Here is an 18,156-nt window from a genome sequence, read left to right on the forward strand (position 1 = left end):
GTGAACCCGAAAACGGTCGCCAAGTGGAAGGCGCGTGGGTCTGTCACCGATCTGCCGACTGGCCCGAAGGAGCCAAAGTCCACGGTTCTCTCGGTCGAGGAGGAGGCGATCATCGTCGCCTTCCGCCGGCACACCCTGCTGCCGCTCGACGACTGCCTCTACGCTCTGCAACCCAGTCTACCGCAGCTGACCCGGTCCTCGCTCCACCGCTGCCTGATGCGCCACGGCATCTCCCGACTRCCCGAKCCGGAMAGTGCCTCGACCGCCAAGAAGCGCTTCAAGGTCTATCCCATCGGCTACTTCCACGTGGACATCGCCGAGGTCCGCACCGAGCAGGGGCGCCTCTACTTGCTTGTCGCCATCGACCGAACCTCCAAGTTCGCCTTCGTTGAACTCCACGAGAAGGTCACCCGCCGCAACGCTGCCGACTTCCTCCGGGTGCTCATCAAGGCCGTGCCCTACCGCATCCACACCGTGCTCACGGACAACGGCACGCACTTCACCTCACCGGGCAATATCTGCTCGGCGACCGCCCAGATCAGGGAGGCCATGGACAAAGGCGAGCTCTTTCGCGCCCATGCCTTCGAGTATGCCTGCGCCCAGAACAACATCGATCACCGACTGACCAAGCCCCGGCATCCTTGGACGAACGGGCAGGTCGAGCGGATGAACCGCACGATCAAGGACGCGACCGTTAAGCGCTACCACTACGAGACGCACGACGAACTCCGACAGCACCTCGACCAGTTCGTCGCNACGGCACGCACTTCACCTCACCGGGCAATATCTGCTCGGCGACCGCCCAGATCAGGGAGGCCATGGACAAAGGCGAGCTCTTTCGCGCCCATGCCTTCGAGTATGCCTGCGCCCAGAACAACATCGATCACCGACTGACCAAGCCCCGGCATCCTTGGACGAACGGGCAGGTCGAGCGGATGAACCGCACGATCAAGGACGCGACCGTTAAGCGCTACCACTACGAGACGCACGACGAACTCCGACAGCACCTCGACCAGTTCGTCGCCGCCTACAACTTCGCCCGTCGCCTGAAGACYCTACGCGGCCTCACGCCCTACGAAGCCATCTGCAAAGCCTGGACAGAAGAACCGTCCAGGTTCATCCATGACCCGCACCACCAAACCCCGGGACCAAACAACTAGGCGCCCTCAGCGGGCCGCGAAGGTCAGCACCAGCACGTCCCGGTGGCCGGGGCGGGCGGGGTCGATGGGGCGGATGGGCGTGACCCCGTGCTTCACCCGGCGGTCGTCGAGCAGCACGGCGTCGGCGGCCCCCTGCAGGGTGAAGCTCGCCTCCTGCCGGCCGTCGATCTCGATGCCGGTGACGCCGCCCTCCACGTTCTCCCGCCCGACCAGCATGACCAGCACGTGGTCCACCCCGTCCCGGTGCATCCCCTCCGGCGTCGGCTGCCCGGCCTCCTCCGGGCGGGCCTCGATGCGGAACTGGTGGGCCTCGATGTGCCAGGCGGCGCCGGGCGAGAGGGCGTCGAAGACCGCCCGCGCCCCTTCGAGCAGCGCCGTCATGGCCGGCCCCTCCCCGATCGCGGGCTCGACCGGCTCGAACCAGCGCTCCACGCCGCCGTTCAGCGGGTTGTGCGCCACCGCCTGGAAGTGCGGCGCGTGGGGCGCGCGGGCGATGGGCCCGCCCGGGGCGGCGGCGTAGGTCGCGTGGCGGCGCAGCCGGTAGCGGCCGCCATCCGCCATGAAGCCGTCGGGGCGAAGGTCGTCCCAGCTCGCGGCGAAGCGCGCCCAGGCCTCCCCGGCGAGCGCGCGGCCCGCGGGGTCGAAGGCGGCGCGCGCCGCCTCGCCGGGAAGCGAGACGTAGCCGGCGGCGGCGATGGCGGCGGAAAGGGCGGTCATCCCCCCCGCGCCCTCTCCATGATCCCCCGCATGCGCGCGACCACCGCCGGCAGCCCGTCGAAGAGCGCCTGGCCCATGAGGAAGTGGCCGATGTTCAGCTCCACCACCTCCGGGATGGCGGCGAGCACCGGGGCGGCCTCGTAGTCCAGCCCGTGGCCCGCGTGGCACTCCATGCCGAGGGAGGCGACGAGCCGCGCCGCCTCGCGCAGCCGCCCGAGCTCCGCCTCGCGATCCTTCCCGGGCGGCGTGTCGCAGAAGCGGCCGGTGTGCAGCTCCACGGCCCGCGCGCCCAGCCGGGCCGCGGCCTCCACCTGCCGGGGATCCGGGTCGAGGAAGAGCGAGGTGCGGATGCCCGCCCCGTTCAGCGCCCCGACGACCGGCGCCAGCGCCGCGGCGCCGCCTGCGGCGTCGAGCCCGCCCTCGGTCGTCACCTCCGCCCGCCGCTCGGGCACGAGGCAGCAGGCATGGGGCCGGAGCGCGACGGCGATGGCCTGCATCTCCGCAGTGGCCGCCATCTCGAGGTTGATCGGCGCCTCCAGCGCGTCCCGCATGGCGCGGCAGTCGGCGTCGCGGATGTGGCGGCGATCCTCCCGGAGATGGATCGTGATGCTGTCCGCGCCGTGGGCGAGGACGAGGCGCGCGGCCGCCAGCGGGTCCGGGTGCGCGCCGCCGCGGGCGTTGCGCAGGGTGGCCACGTGGTCGACGTTCACGCCGAGCCGGATGGGGGTCATGGCGCGGCGGGCTCCTTGGTGCGGCGCGCGGCCATCTCGGCCGCGAGGCGGAGGGCGGCGACCAGGCTGGACGGGTCGGCCACGCCCTGGCCGGCGATGCCGAAGGCGGTGCCGTGGTCGGGCGAGGTGCGGATGATGGGCAGGCCGAGGGTGACGTTCACCCCCCCGTCCATGTCGAGCGTCTTGATCGGGATGAGCGCCTGGTCGTGGTAGAGGCACAGCGCCGCGTCGTAGCCCGCCCGGGCGCGGGCCGTGAACATCGTGTCGGGCGGCAGCGGGCCGAAGGCGTCCACCCCGCGCGCCCGCAGCGCCTCGATCGCGGGGACCACCAGCACCCCCTCCTCGTCGCCCATCGCGCCCTCCTCCCCGGCATGGGGGTTGAGGCCGGCGACGGCGATGCGGGGGGCGTCGATCCCGAAGCCCTCCCGGAGCCCGGCCGCGAGCGCCAGCCCCGTCCGGACGATCTCCGCCGTGCTCAGCATGTCGAGCGCCCGGCGGAGCGAGACGTGGATGGTCACGGGCACCACCCGCAGCATGGGCGAGGCCAGCAGCATCACCGGCGGCGCCGAAGTCCCGGTCAGCGCGCCCAGGAACTCCGTGTGCCCTGGGAAGGCGAAGCCGCTGCGGTAGAGCGTCGCCTTGCTGATGGGGTTCGTCACCACGCCGCCTGCGCGCCCGGATTGCGCCAGCGCCACCGCCCGCTCGATCGCACCCAGCACGGCCGGCGCGTTGGCGGGGTCGGGGCGCCCCGGCACGGCCGGCACGGGCAGGCGGAGCGTCATGACCGGCAGGCGATCCGCGAAGACGGCTGCCGCCTCCTCGGGGCCGCCGACCTCGGCGATCGGCACGTCCCATCCCAGCCCCGCCGCGAGCCCGGCGAGGCGCCGCGGGTCGTCGAGGACGACGAAGGCCGGACCGGCGGCGCGGAGGCGCGCCCAGGCCGCGAGGGTGATCTCCCCCCCGATCCCGGCGGGGTCTCCCATGGTCAGCGCGAGAGGGGGGGCGGGCGTCATCGGTCTAAGCTGGCACGGCCCGGACCCGCCGCACCCCGCCCGCGGGTCATGGCTGCCCTGCCCCCTCAGATATCCGCGTAGACGTGCGTCTCCGCCGTCCCGCCGGGGTGCGTCACCGCGCCGAGATGGGCGGGGCCGACGAGCTGGGCGTACTTCCACAGGGCGCCCGCGTTGTAGTCGGTGCCCCGCGGCTTCCAGGCGGCGCGGCGCGCGGCGATCTCCGTCTCCGGCAGGTCAACGTCGATCGTGCCCTTGTCCGCGTCGATGACGATGCGGTCGCCGTCCTTCAGCAGCGCGATCGGCCCGCCCACCGCCGCCTCGGGCCCGACATGGCCGATGCAGAAGCCGCGCGTGGCGCCGGAGAAGCGCCCGTCGGTGATCAGCGCGACCTCGCCGCCCATGCCCTGGCCGTAGAGCGCCGCGGTGGTGGAGAGCATCTCCCGCATGCCCGGGCCGCCCTTCGGCCCCTCGTAGCGGATGACGATCACGTCGCCGGGCTTGTAGGCGCGGGCGTCGACCGCGGCGAAGGCGTCCTCCTCGCAGTCGAAGCACAGCGCGGTGCCCTCGAAGCGAAGCTCCTTCATGCCCGCCACCTTCACGATGGCGCCGTCCGGGGCGAGGTTACCTTTCAGCCCCACCACGCCGCCGGTCGGCGAGATCGGGTCGGACACCGGCCGGATCACGTCCTGGTCGCGGGGGAAGATCACCTCGCGGTGGTTCTCGGCCAGCGACTGGCCGGTCACCGTCAGGCAGTCGCCGTGCAGCAGCCCGGCGTCGAGCAGCGCCTTCACGATCACGGGGATGCCGCCGACCTTGTAGACGTCGTAGGCGACGTAGCGCCCGCCCGGCTTCAGGTCGCCGATATAGGGCGCCTTGCGCATGATCTCCGCCACGTCGTGCAGCGTGAAGGGGATGCCCGCCTCGTGCGCCATGGCCGGCAGGTGCAGCCCGGCGTTGGTGGAGCCGCCCGTGGCGCCCACGATGAGCGCCGCGTTGTAGAGGCTCTCCTTCGTGACGATGTCGCGCGGGCGGATGTTCTTGCGCAGCAGCTCCATCACGGCGCGGCCGGACTCGACCGCCCACTTGTCGCGATCCTCGTAGGGCGCCGGCGCGCCGGCGGAGCCGGGCAGCGCGAGGCCGATCGCCTCCGACACCGTCGCCATGGTGTTGGCCGTGAACTGGCCGCCGCAGGCCCCCGCGCTCGGGCAGGCCACGCACTCGAGCGCGTGCAGGTCCTCGTCCGACATGTTGCCGGCGGCGTGCTGGCCCACCGCCTCGAAGACGTCCACGACGGTCACGTCCCGGCCCTGGAACTTCCCGGGCAGGATGGAGCCGCCGTACATGAAGACGCTCGGCACGTTCAGCCGCAGCATCGCCATCATCATGCCCGGCAGCGACTTGTCGCAGCCGGCGAGCCCGACCATCGCGTCGTAGCAGTGGCCGCGCATCGTCAGCTCCACCGTGTCCGCGATGGCGTCGCGGGAGGCGAGCGAGGACTTCATGCCCTGGTGGCCCATGGCGATGCCGTCGGTCACGGTGATGGTCGTGAACTCGCGGGGCGTGCCGAGGCCGTGCTTCACCCCGACCTTCACGCTCTGCGCCTGACGGGACAGCGCGATGTTGCAGGGCGCGGCCTCGTTCCAGCAGGTGGCGACGCCGACCAGCGGCTGGGCGATCTCCTCCTCCGTCAGCCCCATGGCGTAGTAGTAGCTGCGGTGCGGGGCGCGCTCGGGGCCCACCGTCACGTGGCGGCTGGGGAGGCGCGACTTGTCCCAGGTGTTGTCGGGCATCGGCATTTCCTTCGTCTGGGGGCTGTATCGCGCAACAAACGGCAGGGATCAACGAGGCTCCTTGGGCGGGATGGGGCCACGGCCCGCCCCGGCGGCGCGGCGGCGGACCTCCTCCCAGAGCCGCAGCTCCCGCCGCGCGTCCTCCAGCGCCCGGTGGGCCGGCTTCCCCGCGGCACGGTCCCCGGCCCGCACCTCGTCGAGCACGCGCCCGACGACCGCCTCCCGCGCCGCCTCCTCCAGCCCGCCCGCCCGCACCGCCTCCCGCGCGGCCGCGAGCTGCGCCTCGTCGGTGTCGCGGAGCCGGAGCGCGTGGCGGGGCAGGCCGGCCGCGCGAAGGAGGCGGCTGAGCCACTGCCCGTCCCAGGAGGGGGCGGAGGCGTAGAGGTCGTGCCCGCGCAGCGCCTCGACCATCCGGCGGGCGACGGCCCCGTGCGGCTCGCCCTCCCGCTCCAGCCGCTCGCGCGGGATGCCGTGGACGGCCTCGGCCGAGGCGTCCCACTCCTCCCAGCCCGGGGCGGGGCGGATCAGGTGGCCCTCCCCGCTACCGTCCTCCGCCGCCCAGCCGACCTCGACGGGGAAGCCGCGCTTGCCGAGGCTGCTCGCCTCGAAGTCGACGAAGACGATCACGGCGCCGGGGCCCCCGCGCCGCCCTCCCGCGCCAGGTGCCCGTGCACCCGCGTGTCGTGCATCGAGAGGGCGGCCAGCAGCGAGAGGATGCAGAAGCCCGAGACGTACCAGAAGAAGGTGCTCTCCATCCCCCAGGACTTGAACAGCAGCGCCACGTACTCCGCCGTGCCGCCGAAGAGGCTGTTGGCGATGGCGTAGCCCAGCCCGACGCCGAGCGCGCGGATCTCCGCCGGGAAGAGCTCCGCCTTCACCACGCCGGAGATGGAGGTGTAGAAGCTGACGACCGCCAGCGCGCCGAAGATGATCGCGAAGGCCGCGGCGGCGCTCTGCACCCCCGCGAGCAGGCTCAGCAGCGGCACCGTCATGACCGCGCCGCCCACGCCGAAGACGATCAGGCAGGCCCGCCGCCCGATCCGGTCCGACAGCGCGCCGACCGCGGGCTGGAGGAGCATGTAGCAGAAGAGCACGACCGTCATGGTCACGCTCGCCCGCTCCGCGCTGAAGCCCGCGGTGTTGACGAGGAACTTCTGCATGTAGGTCGTGTAGGTGTAGAAGGCGAGGCTGCCGCCGGAGGTCAGAAGGATGACCTGCAGGAGCGGCCTCGGGTGCTTCAGCAGCAGCGCGATCGTGCCCGCCCCGCTCTTCGAGCGCTCGGCCGCGGTCGTCGTTTCGTGCAGCGCGCGCCGCAAGAAGAGCGCGACGATCGCCGCCCCCGCCCCGATCAGGAAGGGGATGCGCCAGCCCCAGGCGCGGATCTCCTCGGGCGTGAGCACCGCCTGCAGCACGACCAGCACCAGCAGGGCGAGCAACTGCCCGCCGATGAGCGTGACGTACTGGAAGGAGGCGAAGAAGCCCCGGTGCCGCTGGCTCGCCACCTCGCTCATGTAGGTGGCGCTCGTCCCGTACTCGCCGCCGACCGAGAGCCCCTGGATGAGGCGGGCCACCACCAGCAGGACCGGCGCCGCGACGCCGATGCTCGCGTAGGTCGGCAGCACCGCGATCATGAGCGAGCCGAAGCACATCATCAGCACCGAGGCCATCATCGAGGTCCGCCGTCCGTAGCGGTCGGCCACCGTGCCGAAGAGCCAGCCGCCGATCGGGCGCATCAGGAAGCCGACCGCGAAGATGGCGGCGGCGTTCAGGAGCTGCGTGGTCCGGTCCGAGGCGGGGAAGAAGCTCGGCGCGAAGTAGAGGGCGGTCGCGGCGTAGACGTAGAAATCGTACCACTCGACGAGGTTGCCCGAGGAGCCGCCGACGATGGCCATCACCCGCCGGCGCGTGTCCGCCCGGTCCTCCCCCGCGGGCGCGGCCCCGGCCGGCAGGCGTCCGGGCAGGGTGGCGGCGGGCTGGTCGGGCATGGGAACCTCGCGGGGGCCGGGGCGGCGCGCGTGCCGCCTCCCCCCAAAGCCCGCCCGCCCCGCGCGGGTTTCAGCGCGGCCCGCGCCCGCTCAGCGATAGACGACGTAGCGCAGGATGTAGATCGCGCAGAGCACGGCGCTGAACAGCGCGCCGAGGCGCGTCGCCGCCTGCTCGGTGATCGGCGGGTCCCGGTCAATCCGCGGCAGGCGCGAGCGGCACCAGAGGATCGGCACCACCGCCAGCACCGACAGCGCCACGAAGTCGAAGAAGCGCATCCTCAGGCCGCGATGCGGGCGATCGCCGCGGCCAGCCGCGCCGCCTCCGCCTCAGCGGTCCGCAGGCGCTCGCGGGTTTCCTCGACCACCTCCTCCTTCGCGCGGGTGGTGAAGTCGGGGTTGGCGAGCTTCGTCGCGATCTTGCGGGCCTCGGCCTCCACCTTCGCGTGGTCCTTGGCCAGCCGCGCGCGCTCGGCCGCGAGGTCCACGACGCCGGCGAGCGGCAGCATCACCGTCGCCTCGCCCACCACCGCCTGCGCCACGCCCTCCGGCGCCGCGCCCTCCAGCACCCGGACCTCGGTGGCGCGGGCGAGGCGGCGGATCGGATCGATCCAGCGCGCGGCCCGCGCGAGCGTCCCCTCCGAGGCGCCCTGGACGAGCAGCGGCACGGTGACGGAGGGCGGCACGTTCACCTCGGCCCGGACCACCCGGACCTCCGTGATGAAGGAGACGAGCCAGTCGAGCTCCGCCCGCGCCTCCTCGGCGCCCGCGACGGCCACCGGCGCCGGCCAGGGCGTGCGGATGAGGCTTCCCTCCGGCCCGTAGCCGAAGCGGTCCCAGAGCTCCTCGGTGACATAGGGCATGACGGGATGGGCGAGCCGCAGGATGACGCCCAGCACGTGCTGCGCGGCCCCCTTCGCCTCCTCCTTCTCCGGCCCGTCCGGGCCGAGGAGGGCCGGCTTGGCCAGCTCCAGGAACCAGTCGCAGAAGCCGCCCCAGGTGAAGCGGTAGAGGGCGGCCGCGTAGTCGTCGAGGCGGTAGGATTCGAGGGCCGCCGTGGCCTCGGCGACCGCGGCGTTGGCGCCGTCGATGATCCAGCGCGCGAGCGGCGTGGCGGCGGCGGACGGGTCGAAGCCGGGGTCGGGCGCGATGCCGTTCATCTCGCAGAAGCGGGCGGCGTTCCAGAGCTTCGTGACGAAGGCCCGGTTGCTCTCCACCTTCTGCCGCCCGAGCCGCACGTCCCGCCCCGGCCCCGCGAAGGAGGCGAGGGTGAAGCGCAGCGCGTCCGTCCCGTAGGCGTCCGCGAGCTCCAGCGGGTCCATGACGTTGCCCTTGGACTTCGACATCTTCTGCCCGCGCTCGTCGCGGACCAGGCCGTGGATGTTGACGGTCCGGAAGGGCACCTCGCCCATGAAGTGGATGCCCATCATCATCATCCGGGCGACCCAGAAGAAGATGATGTCGAAGCCCGTGACCAGCACGTCGCCGGGGTAGTAGCGGGCGAGCTCCGGCGTCCTCTCCGGCCAGCCGAGGGTGGAGAAGGGCCAGAGGGCGGAGGAGAACCAGGTGTCGAGCACGTCCGGGTCGCGCGTCAGCGCCACCTCCTGCCCGTAATGGGCCCGGGCGGCGGCCAGGGCCTCCGCCTCCGTGCGCTCGACGAAGAAGTGCCCGTCCGGCCCGTACCAGGCGGGGATCTGGTGCCCCCACCAGAGCTGGCGCGAGACGCACCAGGGCTGGATGTCGCGCATCCAGGCGAAGAAGGTGTTCTCCCAGGCCTTGGGGACGAACTGCGTGCGGCCGCTCTCCACCGCCTCGATGGCCGGCTTGGCCAGCGTTGCGGCGTCGGCGTACCACTGCCAGGTCAGCCGCGGCTCGATCGGCACGCCCGAGCGGTCGCCGTGCGGCACGGCGTGGGTGTGGGGCTCGATGGCCTCCACCAACTCCAGCCGCTCCAGCTCGGCGATGATGGCGCGGCGCGCCTCGAACCGGTCCAGCCCCGCGAGGGAGGCCGCGACCGCCGGGTCCGCCACCCCGGGGACGGCGCGGAACTCGCCCTCGATCTCGCCGAGCGCGACGCACCCCTCCGGGTCCAGCACCGTCGGCGCCGCGAGGCCGTGGCGGCGCGCCACCTCGAAGTCGTTGAAGTCGTGGGCCGGGGTGATCTTCACCGCGCCCGAGCCCTTCTCCGGGTCCGAGTAGGCGTCGGCCACCACCGGGATGCGGCGCCCGGTGATCGGCAGCACCAGGAACTTGCCGACGAGGTCGCGGAAGCGCTCGTCGTCGGGGTGCACGGCGACGGCGGTGTCGCCCAGCATCGTCTCCGGCCGCGTGGTCGCGACGACGAGGAAGCGGCCCGGCTCCCCCTCCACGGGGTAGCGGAGGTGCCAGAGGCTGCCCTTCACCTCCCGGCTCTCCACCTCGAGGTCAGAGATGGCGGTCTGGAACTTCACGTCCCAGTTCACCAGCCGGCGGTCGCGGTAGATCAGCCCCTGGCGGTGGAGCGTCACGAAGACCTCCCGCACGGCGACCGAGAGCCCCTCGTCCATCGTGAAGCGCTCGCGCGACCAGTCGAGGCTGGCGCCCATGCGGCGGAGCTGGCGGGTGATGGTGCCGCCGCTCTCGGCCTTCCACGTCCAGACCCGCTCGAGGAAGGCCTCGCGCCCCATCTGGCGGCGATCCTGCCCCTCGGCGGCGAGCAGGCGCTCGACCACCATCTGGGTCGCGATGCCCGCGTGGTCAGTGCCCGGCTGCCAGAGGGCGTCGCGCCCCTGCATGCGCCGGAAGCGCACCAGCGTATCCTGGATCGTCACGTCCAGCGCATGGCCGACATGCAGGCTGCCCGTCACGTTGGGCGGCGGGATCATGATGGTGAAGGGCGCGGCGGCGGAGCCCGGATCCGCCCCGAAGGCGCCGGACCCCTCCCAGCCTTCGTAGAGGCGCGGCTCGTAGCCGGCGGGCGAGAGGGTCTTGTCGAGCATGGCGGGAGGCTTGGCGCGCGGGCCGGCCCGTCGTCAAGGCCCCTGCGCGCCCACCCTGCCCCGCGGCGGGCTGGGCCTCGCCCGCCGCGGGCTCGGCCTTACTTGCGGCGGGCTCAGCCCAAGGAGCGGCTGACCACCCTCTCGATCTCGGCGCGCACCAGCCGCTCCATCAGGGCGGGCAGGTGCGTGTCCATCCAGTCCTTCAGGAGAGGGCGCAGCTCCTCCCGCACCACGTCCTCGATCGAGGGGCCGCCCCGGTGCACCGGGGAGGAGCGCTCGGCCGCGACGGTGCGGGCAAGCTGGCCGAGAATGGCGGCGGCGGCGGCAGCGGTCGCGGGCGCGACCAACCCCTCCGAGGAGTCATAGGCCGGGGCCGGCGGGGGCTCGGGCGGCGGGGCGAAGGCCACCGGCGGCGGGGCCGCGGGCGCGACCGGCACCGGGACGGGCATGGGCACCGGCGGCGGGGGCTCGGGCGGCGGCGGCTCGGGCGCGGCCACCAGCATCGCCTCCGTCAGCTCCAGCGGCTCCTCGGCGCGCGACTCCTCGGCCCGGGGCGGCTCGGCGACGGGCGGCGGGGGCTCGGGGGGGGCGTCGGGCGGCGGCGGGGCCGGAGCCGCCGCCTCCTCCTCGTTCAGGATCTTGCGGATGGAGGCGAGGATGTCCTCCATCGACGGGTCCTGACCGGGGACGGTGGCGGCGGACATGCGGGGTTCCCTTGGGCTGCGGCTCGGGGGTCGAAGGGGCTACTGGCGGACCGGCTGCGGCGCGGCGTAGTCGCCGAGCCCCGCCCAGCGGTCGCGCACGGCGCGGTAGTAAGCCTCCTGGTCGTAGAGGGCGACGGGAAGCGCGAGGTCGCGCGCCGTCAGCCGCCCCACCGCCTGGGCCAGCGAGTGGCTGGCGGTGACGACGTTGGCCAGGGCCCGCACGAGCGAGACGCGGGCGTTGAGCAGCTCCTGCTCGGCGTTCAGCACGTCGAGCGTGGTGCGGCTGCCGACCACCGCCTCGCGCTGCACGCCGTCGAGGGCGATCTCGGCGGCGCGGATCTGGGCGCGCACGCTGTCCACCGTGGCCCGGGCGCTGCCGAGCGTCTCCCAGGCGGTCGAGGCCTGGGAGGCGGCGGCGCGGCGCTGGTCGTCGACCACCTGGCGAAGCCGCGTCGCGTCCTGGCGGGCCTGGCGCACGGCCGAGTACTCGGCGCCGCCCTGGTAGAGCGGCACCGTCAGCGTCGCCGTCACGCTCTCGCCGATGGCGCGGGTGCCGAGGGCGGTCTGGTTGTCGTTCCGGAAGGCCTGGGCCTGCAGGCTCGCCTGGGGGAGCAGCGTGCTGAGCTGGACGTCGATGAAGTCCCGCCCCGCCGCCTCGTCGAACAGCGCGGCCACGACGGCGGGGTTGTTCAGCGCGGCCACCTGCGCCGCGTCCTGGTTGCTCCGCGCGGCGGGGGTCAGGGGCTGGGGCGCGGTGAGGCGCGTCGGCGCCACGCCGATGGTCCGGAGGAAGGTCGCGCGGGAGTTCTGGAGCTGCCCCTCGGAGTCGGCCCGGGCGGCGCGGGCGCCGGCGAGGCGCGACTCCGCCTGGGCCACGTCGGTGCGCGTGATCTCGCCCACCCGGAACCGCTCGTTCGTCGCGTCGAGCTGGCGCTGGAGCACCTGCGCGTTGTTCAGGTTGAGGCGGACCTCCTCCTGGAACCGGATGACGTTGACGTAGGCGGTGACGGTGTCCGCCAGCACCTGCTGCTCGGTCGCCAGCAGCCGGGCGCGCTGGGCCAGCACCTGGTTCTCGGCGCGGCGGGTCGAGGCCTCGGTCCGGCCGCCGCGGTAGAGGGGCTGGGTGACCGTCGCGGCGACGCTGCCGATCGCGCGGTCCTGGTCGGTGGTCACGCCGATGCGCTGCCCGCCCGCGACGTTGGCGCGCGTGCGGGCGTTCGTCAGCGCGTAGCCCGCGCTGCCCGTGATGCTCACGCTCGGCCGCCAGCCAGCCAGCGCCTGGGGCACGTTCTCGTCGACCACGCGAAGCTGGGCGCGGGCGGTCGCGAGGGTGGGGTTGTTGGCGTAGGTCTGGGCCAGCGCCTCCTGCAGGGTCTGGGCGCCGGCGGGCGCCGAGAGCAGGCCGGCCGCCAGCAGGGCCGCGAGGCCCACGCGGGCCGCGGCGGCGCGGGACGGCAGGGCGGCGTGGCGCGAGGGGCTGCGCCCGGGGTGACGGCGGGTCATCGGCTGCTATCCCTGATCGGCGGCGCCGCGCCCCGGGGGCGGTCGGCGATCCGGCTGGTCGTGAGTTCCGGCCATGCTAGCCTGCCCTTCCGCGTGGCGGCCAGGATGGACGTGCCGGCGTTTCCGGAAGGTTGACGGCGGGGCGCCGCCCGGGCGCCCCGCGCTCAGGCGAGGCTGAAGCCCGGGCGCGGCGCGAAGGCCGGGAGGGGGGTGCCCTGGACGTCGAAGGCCTGGGTCGCGCTGAAGGACCCGCCCACGCGGCGTCCGATGATGGCGGCGCCCACCTCCCCCGGCGGCTGCCGGATGGCGACGAGCCGCCCGCCCTCGGCGAGCTGCTCCACCAGGGCCGGCGGCACTGCGGGAACCGCGCCCTCCACCAGGATGAGGTCGTAGGGCGCCCCGGCCGGGAAGCCGCCCGGCGCCAGCCCGGCCTCGCGGCGCAGCGCGCCGGGCGCGAGCCCGGAGGCCGCGATCCCCGCGCCGCCCATGTCGGCCAGCACCGCGTCGTCCTCGAGGGCGATCACCGTCACGCCCATATGCGCCAGCAGCGCCGCGCCGTAGCCGGTGCCGGCCGAGACGACGAGCACGCGCTCGCCCGGGCGGGGCGTCGCGATCTGGATCATCCGCGCGATCGTCATCGGCTGCAGCAGCACGCGGCCCCGGCCGAGCGCTAGGTCCTCGTCCGCGAGCGCCCGGGTGCGGAGCGCCGGCGGCACGAAGAGCTCCCGCGGGACCTCCTGCATCGCCAGCAGGATCCGCGGGTCCGTCACCCGGTTGGGCTTGACCTGCCCGTCCACCATGCGCCTGCGCGCCTCGGCGAAATCCATGCCGCCCGCGGCCCCTCTGTCGTTGAACCCGGCGGCTTATAGGCGCGGCGGGCGGCGGGTGGAAGGACGCGCGGCGGGCGCCGCGACGGGGGCGGCCTTCGCCAGGCCGCGGACAGCCGGGTTGACCCGCCGGCCGATGAGGGCGATATCGGCCGGGCGTGCCGGCCCGATGGCAGAATGGTGATGCAACGGACTGCAAATCCGTGAATGTGGGTTCGATTCCCGCTCGGGCCTCCATCGCCTCCCCATCCCCCCTTGCGGAGATGTGGGAGGCGCGGTATCCGGCGCGCCTCGCAACCGATCGCGAGCCTGATCCCCGATAGCTCAGCTGGTAGAGCACGCGACTGTTAATCGCTAGGTCGTTGGTTCGAGTCCAACTCGGGGAGCCAGTTAGGGAAGGGGGATGCGCCGCGCGGTGCGTCCCCCTTTTTCGTTCCAGCATTTTCGTTCCGGGCCGCCGACCCCGGGGCTTGCCCCTCGCCGCGGCTCGGGCAGAAGGGACGCATGAGCGACGAAACGATCCTCACCAACGCGCGGCTCGTCCTCCCCGATGGGGTGGCGGAGGGCACGCTGGTGCTGCGCGGCGGGCTCATCGCGGAGGTCGCCACCGGGCGAAGCGCGGCGCCGGGCGCGCTGGACCTGGGCGGCGACCACCTCATCCCCGGCGTGGTGGACGTCCACACGGACAACCTCGAGCGCCAGGTCATGCCGCGGGCCCTGGCGCGCTGGCCCGCCGTCTCGGCCTTCCTCGCCCACGACTCGCAGGTGGCCGTCGCCGGCATCACGACGGTCCTCGACGCCCTCTGCCTCGGCGACCTCGGCTTCGACGAGAGCCGGATGCGGACTGCGCGCGACGGCGTGCGCGACCTCGGCGCGCTGACCGCGGCCGGCGCGCTCAAGGCTGAGCACCTGCTGCACCTCCGCTGCGAGCTGCCCGCGACCGACATGCTCCCGATGCTCGAAGACTACCACGAGCACCCGCTTCTCCGGATGGTGAGCCTGATGGACCACACCCCCGGCGTCGGCCAGTACCTCGACCCCGACCGCTACCGCGCCCTCCGCGTCCGGGGCGGCGCGAGGCCGGAGGAGGTCGAGCGGCGCATGGTCGAGCTGACGGCCCAGCGCGCCGCCTGGTCCGAGCCCAACCGCCGCCGCCTCCTCGCCCTCTTCGAGGGCCGGGACGTGCCGCTCGCGACCCATGACGACTGGGACGCCGAGGTGGTCGCCCGCAACGCCGCCGACGGCATCGCCATCAGCGAGTTCCCGGTGAACCTCGCCGCCGCCCGCGCGGCGCGCGCCCAGGGCATGGCCATCATCGCCGGCGCCCCGAACCTCGTCCGCGGGGGCAGCCATTCCGGCAACGTCTCCGCCGCCGAGCTCGCGCGGGAGGGGCTGGTGGACATCGTCGCCTCCGACTACGTGCCCGCCGCCATGCTCGAGGCCGCCTGGAAGCTCGCCGAGGGCGGCATGCCCCTTCCGGCCGCGGTCGCGACCATCACGGCCAACCCCGCCCGCGCGCTCGGCCTCGCGGACCGCGGGCGGATCGAGCCGGGGCTGCGGGCCGACCTGGTCCGGCTGCGCGCGCTCGGCGGCACGCCCGTCGTCGGCGCCGTCTGGCGCGAGGGGGCGCGGATCGCGTGAGGGGCGTCGAGGCCCTCGCCCGCGTCGCGCTCTACTGGGCGCCGGCGGTGGACGACCCGCTGCATCGCCTGGGCAGCGCCTGGCTCGGGAGGGACGCCGAGACCGGCGCGGCCCTCGCCCAGCCCGCCATCCCCGGGCTCGACCTGCCCGCGCTCACCGCCGATCCCCGCCGCTACGGGCTGCACGCAACCCTCAAGCCGCCCTTCCACCTCACCGGCGGCTACGCGGCGATGCGGGCCGACGCGGAAGCCCTGGCCGCGGAGCTCGCCCCCTTCGACCTGCCGCCGCTCGAGGTCGCCTCGCTCGACGGCTTCCTCGCCCTGCGCGAGGCCGCCCCCTGCCCGGCCCTGCACGCCATGGCCGACGCCTGCGTGCGGCGGCTCGACGCCCATCGCCGCCCGCCCGACATGGCCGAGATCATCCGCCGCCGCCCCGAGCGCCTCTCGCCGGCCGGGCGCGAGAACCTCCGCCTCTGGGGCTACCCGGGCGTTTTCGGCGAGTGGCGCTTCCACGTCACGCTGACCCACCGGCTGACCCCGGGCCAGGAGGCACTGGTGCGCCCGGTGGCGACCGACATGCTCGGGGAGGCCGCCTCGCGCCCGAGGCGGGTCGCGGAGCTGTGCCTCTTCACCCAGGCCGCGCCCGGCGAGCCCTTCCTGGTGGCCGAGAGGCTCCCACTGGGCGGCTGAGGCGCGCGGGGCCCTTCCCCCGGGGGCGGAAGGGCTACATGAGTGGCTGCAAGCGGGACCCCGCCGGGGCCCGGACAGGGAAGGAACCGCGCCATGGATGGGATCGTTGCGAGTGCCGGGACGGCCGCGGCCGAGGGCCACGGGGAGCTCCGCGAGGCCATCCGGGCGCTCTGCGCCGGGTTCCCCGCCGAGTACCACCGCAAGATCGACCACGAGCGCGGCTACCCCGAGGCCTTCGTGGACGCGCTCACCAAGGCCGGCTGGCTCGCGGCCCTCATCCCCGAGGAGTACGGCGGCTCCGGGCTGGGGCTGACCGAGGCCTCCATCATCATGGAGGAGATCAACCGCGCCGGCGGCAACTCGGGTGCCTGCCACGGGCAGATGTACAACATGGGCACCCTCCTCCGGCACGGCTCGGAGGAGCAGAAGCGCCGCTACCTGCCGCGGATCGCCTCCGGCGAGCTTCGCCTGCAGTCCATGGGCGTGACGGAGCCCACGACCGGCACGGACACGACGAAGATCAAGACCACCGCCGTGCGCCGGGGCGACCGCTACGTCGTGAACGGGCAGAAGGTCTGGATCTCGCGCATCCAGCACTCCGAGCTGATGATCCTCCTCGCCCGCACCACGCCGCTGGCCGAGGTGAAGAGGAAGTCCGAGGGCATGTCGATCTTCCTCGTGGACCTGCGCGAGGCGATCGGCCACGGCATGACCGTGCGGCCCATCGACAACATGGTGAACCACGAGACGAACGAGATCTTCTTCGACAACCTCGAGATTCCCGCCGAGAACCTCATCGGCGAGGAGGGGCGCGGCTTCAAGTACATCCTCGACGGGCTGAACGCCGAGCGGACGCTGATCGCGGCCGAGTGCATCGGCGACGGCTACTGGTTCATCGACAAGGTCGTGCCCTACGTGAAGGAGCGCGTCGTCTTCGGGCGCCCCATCGGCCAGAACCAGGGCGTGCAGTTCCCGATCGCCGAATCCTACATCGAGATCGAGGCCGCGAACCTCATGCGCTTCGAGGCCTGCCGCCTGTTCGACGCGAACCAGCCCTGCGGCGCCCAGGCGAACATGGCGAAGTACCTCGCGGCCAAGGCCTCCTGGGAGGCGGCGAACGCCTGCCTGCAGTTCCACGGCGGCTTCGGCTTCGCCCACGAGTACGACGTCGAGCGCAAGTTCCGCGAGACGCGCCTCTACCAGGTGGCGCCGATCAGCACGAACCTCATCCTCAGCTACGTCGCCGAGCACATCCTCGGCATGCCCCGCAGCTTCTGATGGCGGGCAGCAAGCCCCTCGCGGGGCTGCTCGTCGTCTCGATGGAGCAGGCGGTGGCCGCCCCCTACTGCGCGGGGCGGCTGGCCGATGCCGGGGCGCGGGTGATCAAGATCGAGCGCGCGGAGGGCGACTTCGCCCGCGGCTACGACGCCGCGGCCGCGGGCCAGTCGAGCTACTTCGTCTGGCTGAACCGGGGCAAGGAGAGCCTCGTGCTCGACATCAAGAGGCCGGCGGACCTCGCCCTGCTGCGGCGGATGGTCGCGCGCGCGGACGTCTTCATCCAGAACCTCGCGCCCGGCGCGGCGGCGCGGGCGGGCTTCGGCAGCGAGGCGCTCCGGGCCGACCATGATCGCCTGATCACGGTTGACATATCCGGTTATGGCGAGGCCGGCGACTACGCGGACATGAAGGCCTACGACCTGCTGGTGCAGGCCGAGAGCGGCCTCTGCGGGATCACCGGGCGCCCCGAGGGGCCGGGCCGCGTCGGCGTCTCGGTCTGCGACATCGCCTGCGGGATGAACGCCCACGCGGCCGTGTTGGAGGCGCTGATCGAGCGCGGCGTCACCGGCCGCGGCAAGGGCATCGCCGTCTCGCTCTTCGACGGCATGGCGGACTGGATGAACGTGCCGCTGCTCTACTTCGAGGGCACCGGGCGCGCCCCCGCCCGCGTCGGCCTCGCCCATCCCTCCATCTGCCCCTACGGCGCCTTCACGACCTCCGACGGCGCGCCGGTGCTCATCTCCGTCCAGAACGAGCGGGAATGGGCGGGCTTCTGCGCGGGCTTCCTCGGCGAACCGGACCTGCCGTCGCGGGAGGGCTTCCGCAGCAACGTCGAGCGCGTGGCGAACCGGCCGATGGTGGACGCCCACATCGCCGCGGCCTTCGCGGGCATGACGCGCGAGGCGGCGGCGGCGCGGCTGCGGGCGGCGCGCACGGCCTTCGGCGTCGTCAACGACCTCGCCGCCTTCGCCGCACACCCGGCGCTCCGCCGCGTGACGCTCGAGACGCCCGGCGGCCCCGTCGCCGCCGCGGCGCCGGCCGCGGTCTTCAGCGACGGCCCGCGCGACCTCGGCCGCGTGCCCTCGCTCGGCGAGCACACGGCGGCCATCCGGGCGGAGTTCGGGGGCTGAGCGCCCCCTCCCC

At 73.7% G+C, this 18,156-nt stretch carries 15 protein-coding genes, 2 tRNA genes and 2 pseudogenes; 8 read left to right on the forward strand and 11 right to left on the reverse strand.

All coding sequences use genetic code 11. From position 1 onward, the window contains the following. Window positions 1-753, forward strand: a pseudogene (locus EAH89_RS00005) (IS481 family transposase); the annotation flags it as partial. Between the two features lie 92 nt (window positions 754-845). Next, window positions 846-1,160, forward strand: a pseudogene (locus EAH89_RS00010) (integrase core domain-containing protein); the annotation flags it as partial. A 6-nt stretch (window positions 1,161-1,166) separates the two neighbouring features. Here the strand turns inward: EAH89_RS00010 and EAH89_RS00015 are convergent. The 11 genes from EAH89_RS00015 to EAH89_RS00065 form a co-directional block, all read right to left on the reverse strand. After that, window positions 1,167-1,877 carry a 2OG-Fe dioxygenase family protein gene (locus EAH89_RS00015; RefSeq protein ID WP_140880657.1) on the reverse strand — a complete coding sequence of 237 codons (711 nt, stop codon included), beginning with the start codon at window positions 1,875-1,877 and terminating at the stop codon, window positions 1,167-1,169. Further along, complete coding sequence (locus EAH89_RS00020) at window positions 1,874-2,608, reverse strand: pyridoxine 5'-phosphate synthase (protein ID WP_140880659.1); 735 nt, start codon at window positions 2,606-2,608, stop codon at window positions 1,874-1,876. Before EAH89_RS00020 ends, EAH89_RS00015 begins: the two co-directional genes overlap by 4 nt. Then, window positions 2,605-3,621 carry a 4-hydroxythreonine-4-phosphate dehydrogenase PdxA gene (pdxA, locus tag EAH89_RS00025; protein WP_140880661.1) on the reverse strand — a complete coding sequence of 339 codons (1,017 nt, stop codon included), beginning with the start codon at window positions 3,619-3,621 and terminating at the stop codon, window positions 2,605-2,607. The genes EAH89_RS00020 and pdxA overlap by 4 nt, the downstream gene beginning before the upstream one ends. Window positions 3,622-3,686: 65 nt before the next feature. Continuing rightward, the gene (gene ilvD / locus EAH89_RS00030) at window positions 3,687-5,411 is read right to left on the reverse strand and encodes a dihydroxy-acid dehydratase (protein ID WP_140880663.1); all 1,725 of its coding nucleotides are present in this window, start codon (window positions 5,409-5,411) and stop codon (window positions 3,687-3,689) included. A 48-nt stretch (window positions 5,412-5,459) separates the two neighbouring features. After that, complete coding sequence (locus EAH89_RS00035) at window positions 5,460-6,038, reverse strand: 3'-5' exonuclease (RefSeq protein ID WP_140880665.1); 579 nt, start codon at window positions 6,036-6,038, stop codon at window positions 5,460-5,462. Continuing rightward, window positions 6,035-7,396: an MFS family transporter gene (locus EAH89_RS00040; protein WP_140880667.1), complete on the reverse strand. Its 1,362-nt coding sequence runs from the start codon at window positions 7,394-7,396 to the stop codon at window positions 6,035-6,037. Before EAH89_RS00040 ends, EAH89_RS00035 begins: the two co-directional genes overlap by 4 nt. 90 nt (window positions 7,397-7,486) lie before the next feature. Continuing rightward, a complete protein-coding gene (locus EAH89_RS00045) occupies window positions 7,487-7,672 on the reverse strand; it encodes a hypothetical protein (protein ID WP_140880669.1) in 186 nt (61 codons plus the stop codon). A 2-nt stretch (window positions 7,673-7,674) separates the two neighbouring features. Further along, complete coding sequence (locus tag EAH89_RS00050; protein ID WP_140880671.1) at window positions 7,675-10,371, reverse strand: valine--tRNA ligase; 2,697 nt, start codon at window positions 10,369-10,371, stop codon at window positions 7,675-7,677. 113 nt (window positions 10,372-10,484) lie between these two features. Continuing rightward, window positions 10,485-11,075: a DUF2497 domain-containing protein gene (locus EAH89_RS00055; protein WP_241666768.1), complete on the reverse strand. Its 591-nt coding sequence runs from the start codon at window positions 11,073-11,075 to the stop codon at window positions 10,485-10,487. Between the two features lie 39 nt (window positions 11,076-11,114). After that, window positions 11,115-12,578 carry a TolC family outer membrane protein gene (locus EAH89_RS00060; RefSeq protein WP_140880673.1) on the reverse strand — a complete coding sequence of 488 codons (1,464 nt, stop codon included), beginning with the start codon at window positions 12,576-12,578 and terminating at the stop codon, window positions 11,115-11,117. A gap of 164 nt (window positions 12,579-12,742) precedes the next feature. Beyond that, entirely contained in the window at window positions 12,743-13,405 is a 663-nt protein-coding gene (locus EAH89_RS00065; RefSeq protein ID WP_140880675.1) for a protein-L-isoaspartate O-methyltransferase family protein, read from the reverse strand. A 163-nt stretch (window positions 13,406-13,568) separates the two neighbouring features. On the opposite strand from EAH89_RS00065, the gene EAH89_RS00070 reads away from it, so the two are divergent. From EAH89_RS00070 to EAH89_RS00095, 6 genes are all read left to right on the forward strand, one after another. Next, a tRNA-Cys gene (locus EAH89_RS00070) sits at window positions 13,569-13,642 on the forward strand. Window positions 13,643-13,718: 76 nt separating this feature from the next. Then, window positions 13,719-13,794: transfer RNA gene (locus EAH89_RS00075), tRNA-Asn, on the forward strand. Between the two features lie 115 nt (window positions 13,795-13,909). Next, on the forward strand, window positions 13,910-15,046 hold the full coding sequence (locus EAH89_RS00080) for an alpha-D-ribose 1-methylphosphonate 5-triphosphate diphosphatase (protein ID WP_140880677.1): 1,137 nt from the start codon (window positions 13,910-13,912) through the stop codon (window positions 15,044-15,046). After that, on the forward strand, window positions 15,043-15,735 hold the full coding sequence (locus EAH89_RS00085) for a DUF1045 domain-containing protein (RefSeq protein WP_241666769.1): 693 nt from the start codon (window positions 15,043-15,045) through the stop codon (window positions 15,733-15,735). The genes EAH89_RS00080 and EAH89_RS00085 overlap by 4 nt, the downstream gene beginning before the upstream one ends. Before the next feature lie 93 nt (window positions 15,736-15,828). Continuing rightward, window positions 15,829-17,013 (forward strand): acyl-CoA dehydrogenase family protein, encoded by a 1,185-nt coding sequence (locus tag EAH89_RS00090; protein ID WP_140880681.1) that lies wholly within the window; start codon window positions 15,829-15,831, stop codon window positions 17,011-17,013. Then, a complete protein-coding gene (locus tag EAH89_RS00095; protein ID WP_140880683.1) occupies window positions 17,013-18,143 on the forward strand; it encodes a CaiB/BaiF CoA transferase family protein in 1,131 nt (376 codons plus the stop codon). Before EAH89_RS00090 ends, EAH89_RS00095 begins: the two co-directional genes overlap by 1 nt. The last annotated feature ends 13 nt before the right edge of the window (window positions 18,144-18,156 follow it).

The sequence above is a fragment of the Muricoccus nepalensis genome (assembly GCF_006438825.1).
GTDB classification, from domain to species: Bacteria; Pseudomonadota; Alphaproteobacteria; order Acetobacterales; family Acetobacteraceae; genus Roseomonas; species Roseomonas nepalensis.

Bases quoted from the DNA above. Each gene is read 5' to 3' on its own strand.
- EAH89_RS00015 (WP_140880657.1), bottom strand. From the start codon at position 1,877: ATGACCGCCCTTTCCGCCGCCATCGCCGCCGCCGGCTACGTCTCGCTT.
- EAH89_RS00020 (WP_140880659.1), bottom strand. From the start codon at position 2,608: ATGACCCCCATCCGGCTCGGCGTGAACGTCGACCACGTGGCCACCCTG.
- pdxA (WP_140880661.1), bottom strand. From the start codon at position 3,621: ATGACGCCCGCCCCCCCTCTCGCGCTGACCATGGGAGACCCCGCCGGG.
- ilvD (WP_140880663.1), bottom strand. From the start codon at position 5,411: ATGCCCGACAACACCTGGGACAAGTCGCGCCTCCCCAGCCGCCACGTG.
- EAH89_RS00040 (WP_140880667.1), bottom strand. From the start codon at position 7,396: ATGCCCGACCAGCCCGCCGCCACCCTGCCCGGACGCCTGCCGGCCGGG.
- EAH89_RS00045 (WP_140880669.1), bottom strand. From the start codon at position 7,672: ATGCGCTTCTTCGACTTCGTGGCGCTGTCGGTGCTGGCGGTGGTGCCG.
- EAH89_RS00050 (WP_140880671.1), bottom strand. From the start codon at position 10,371: ATGCTCGACAAGACCCTCTCGCCCGCCGGCTACGAGCCGCGCCTCTAC.
- EAH89_RS00055 (WP_241666768.1), bottom strand. From the start codon at position 11,075: ATGTCCGCCGCCACCGTCCCCGGTCAGGACCCGTCGATGGAGGACATC.
- EAH89_RS00060 (WP_140880673.1), bottom strand. From the start codon at position 12,578: ATGACCCGCCGTCACCCCGGGCGCAGCCCCTCGCGCCACGCCGCCCTG.
- EAH89_RS00065 (WP_140880675.1), bottom strand. From the start codon at position 13,405: ATGGATTTCGCCGAGGCGCGCAGGCGCATGGTGGACGGGCAGGTCAAG.
- EAH89_RS00080 (WP_140880677.1), top strand. From the start codon at position 13,910: ATGAGCGACGAAACGATCCTCACCAACGCGCGGCTCGTCCTCCCCGAT.
- EAH89_RS00090 (WP_140880681.1), top strand. From the start codon at position 15,829: ATGGATGGGATCGTTGCGAGTGCCGGGACGGCCGCGGCCGAGGGCCAC.
- EAH89_RS00095 (WP_140880683.1), top strand. From the start codon at position 17,013: ATGGCGGGCAGCAAGCCCCTCGCGGGGCTGCTCGTCGTCTCGATGGAG.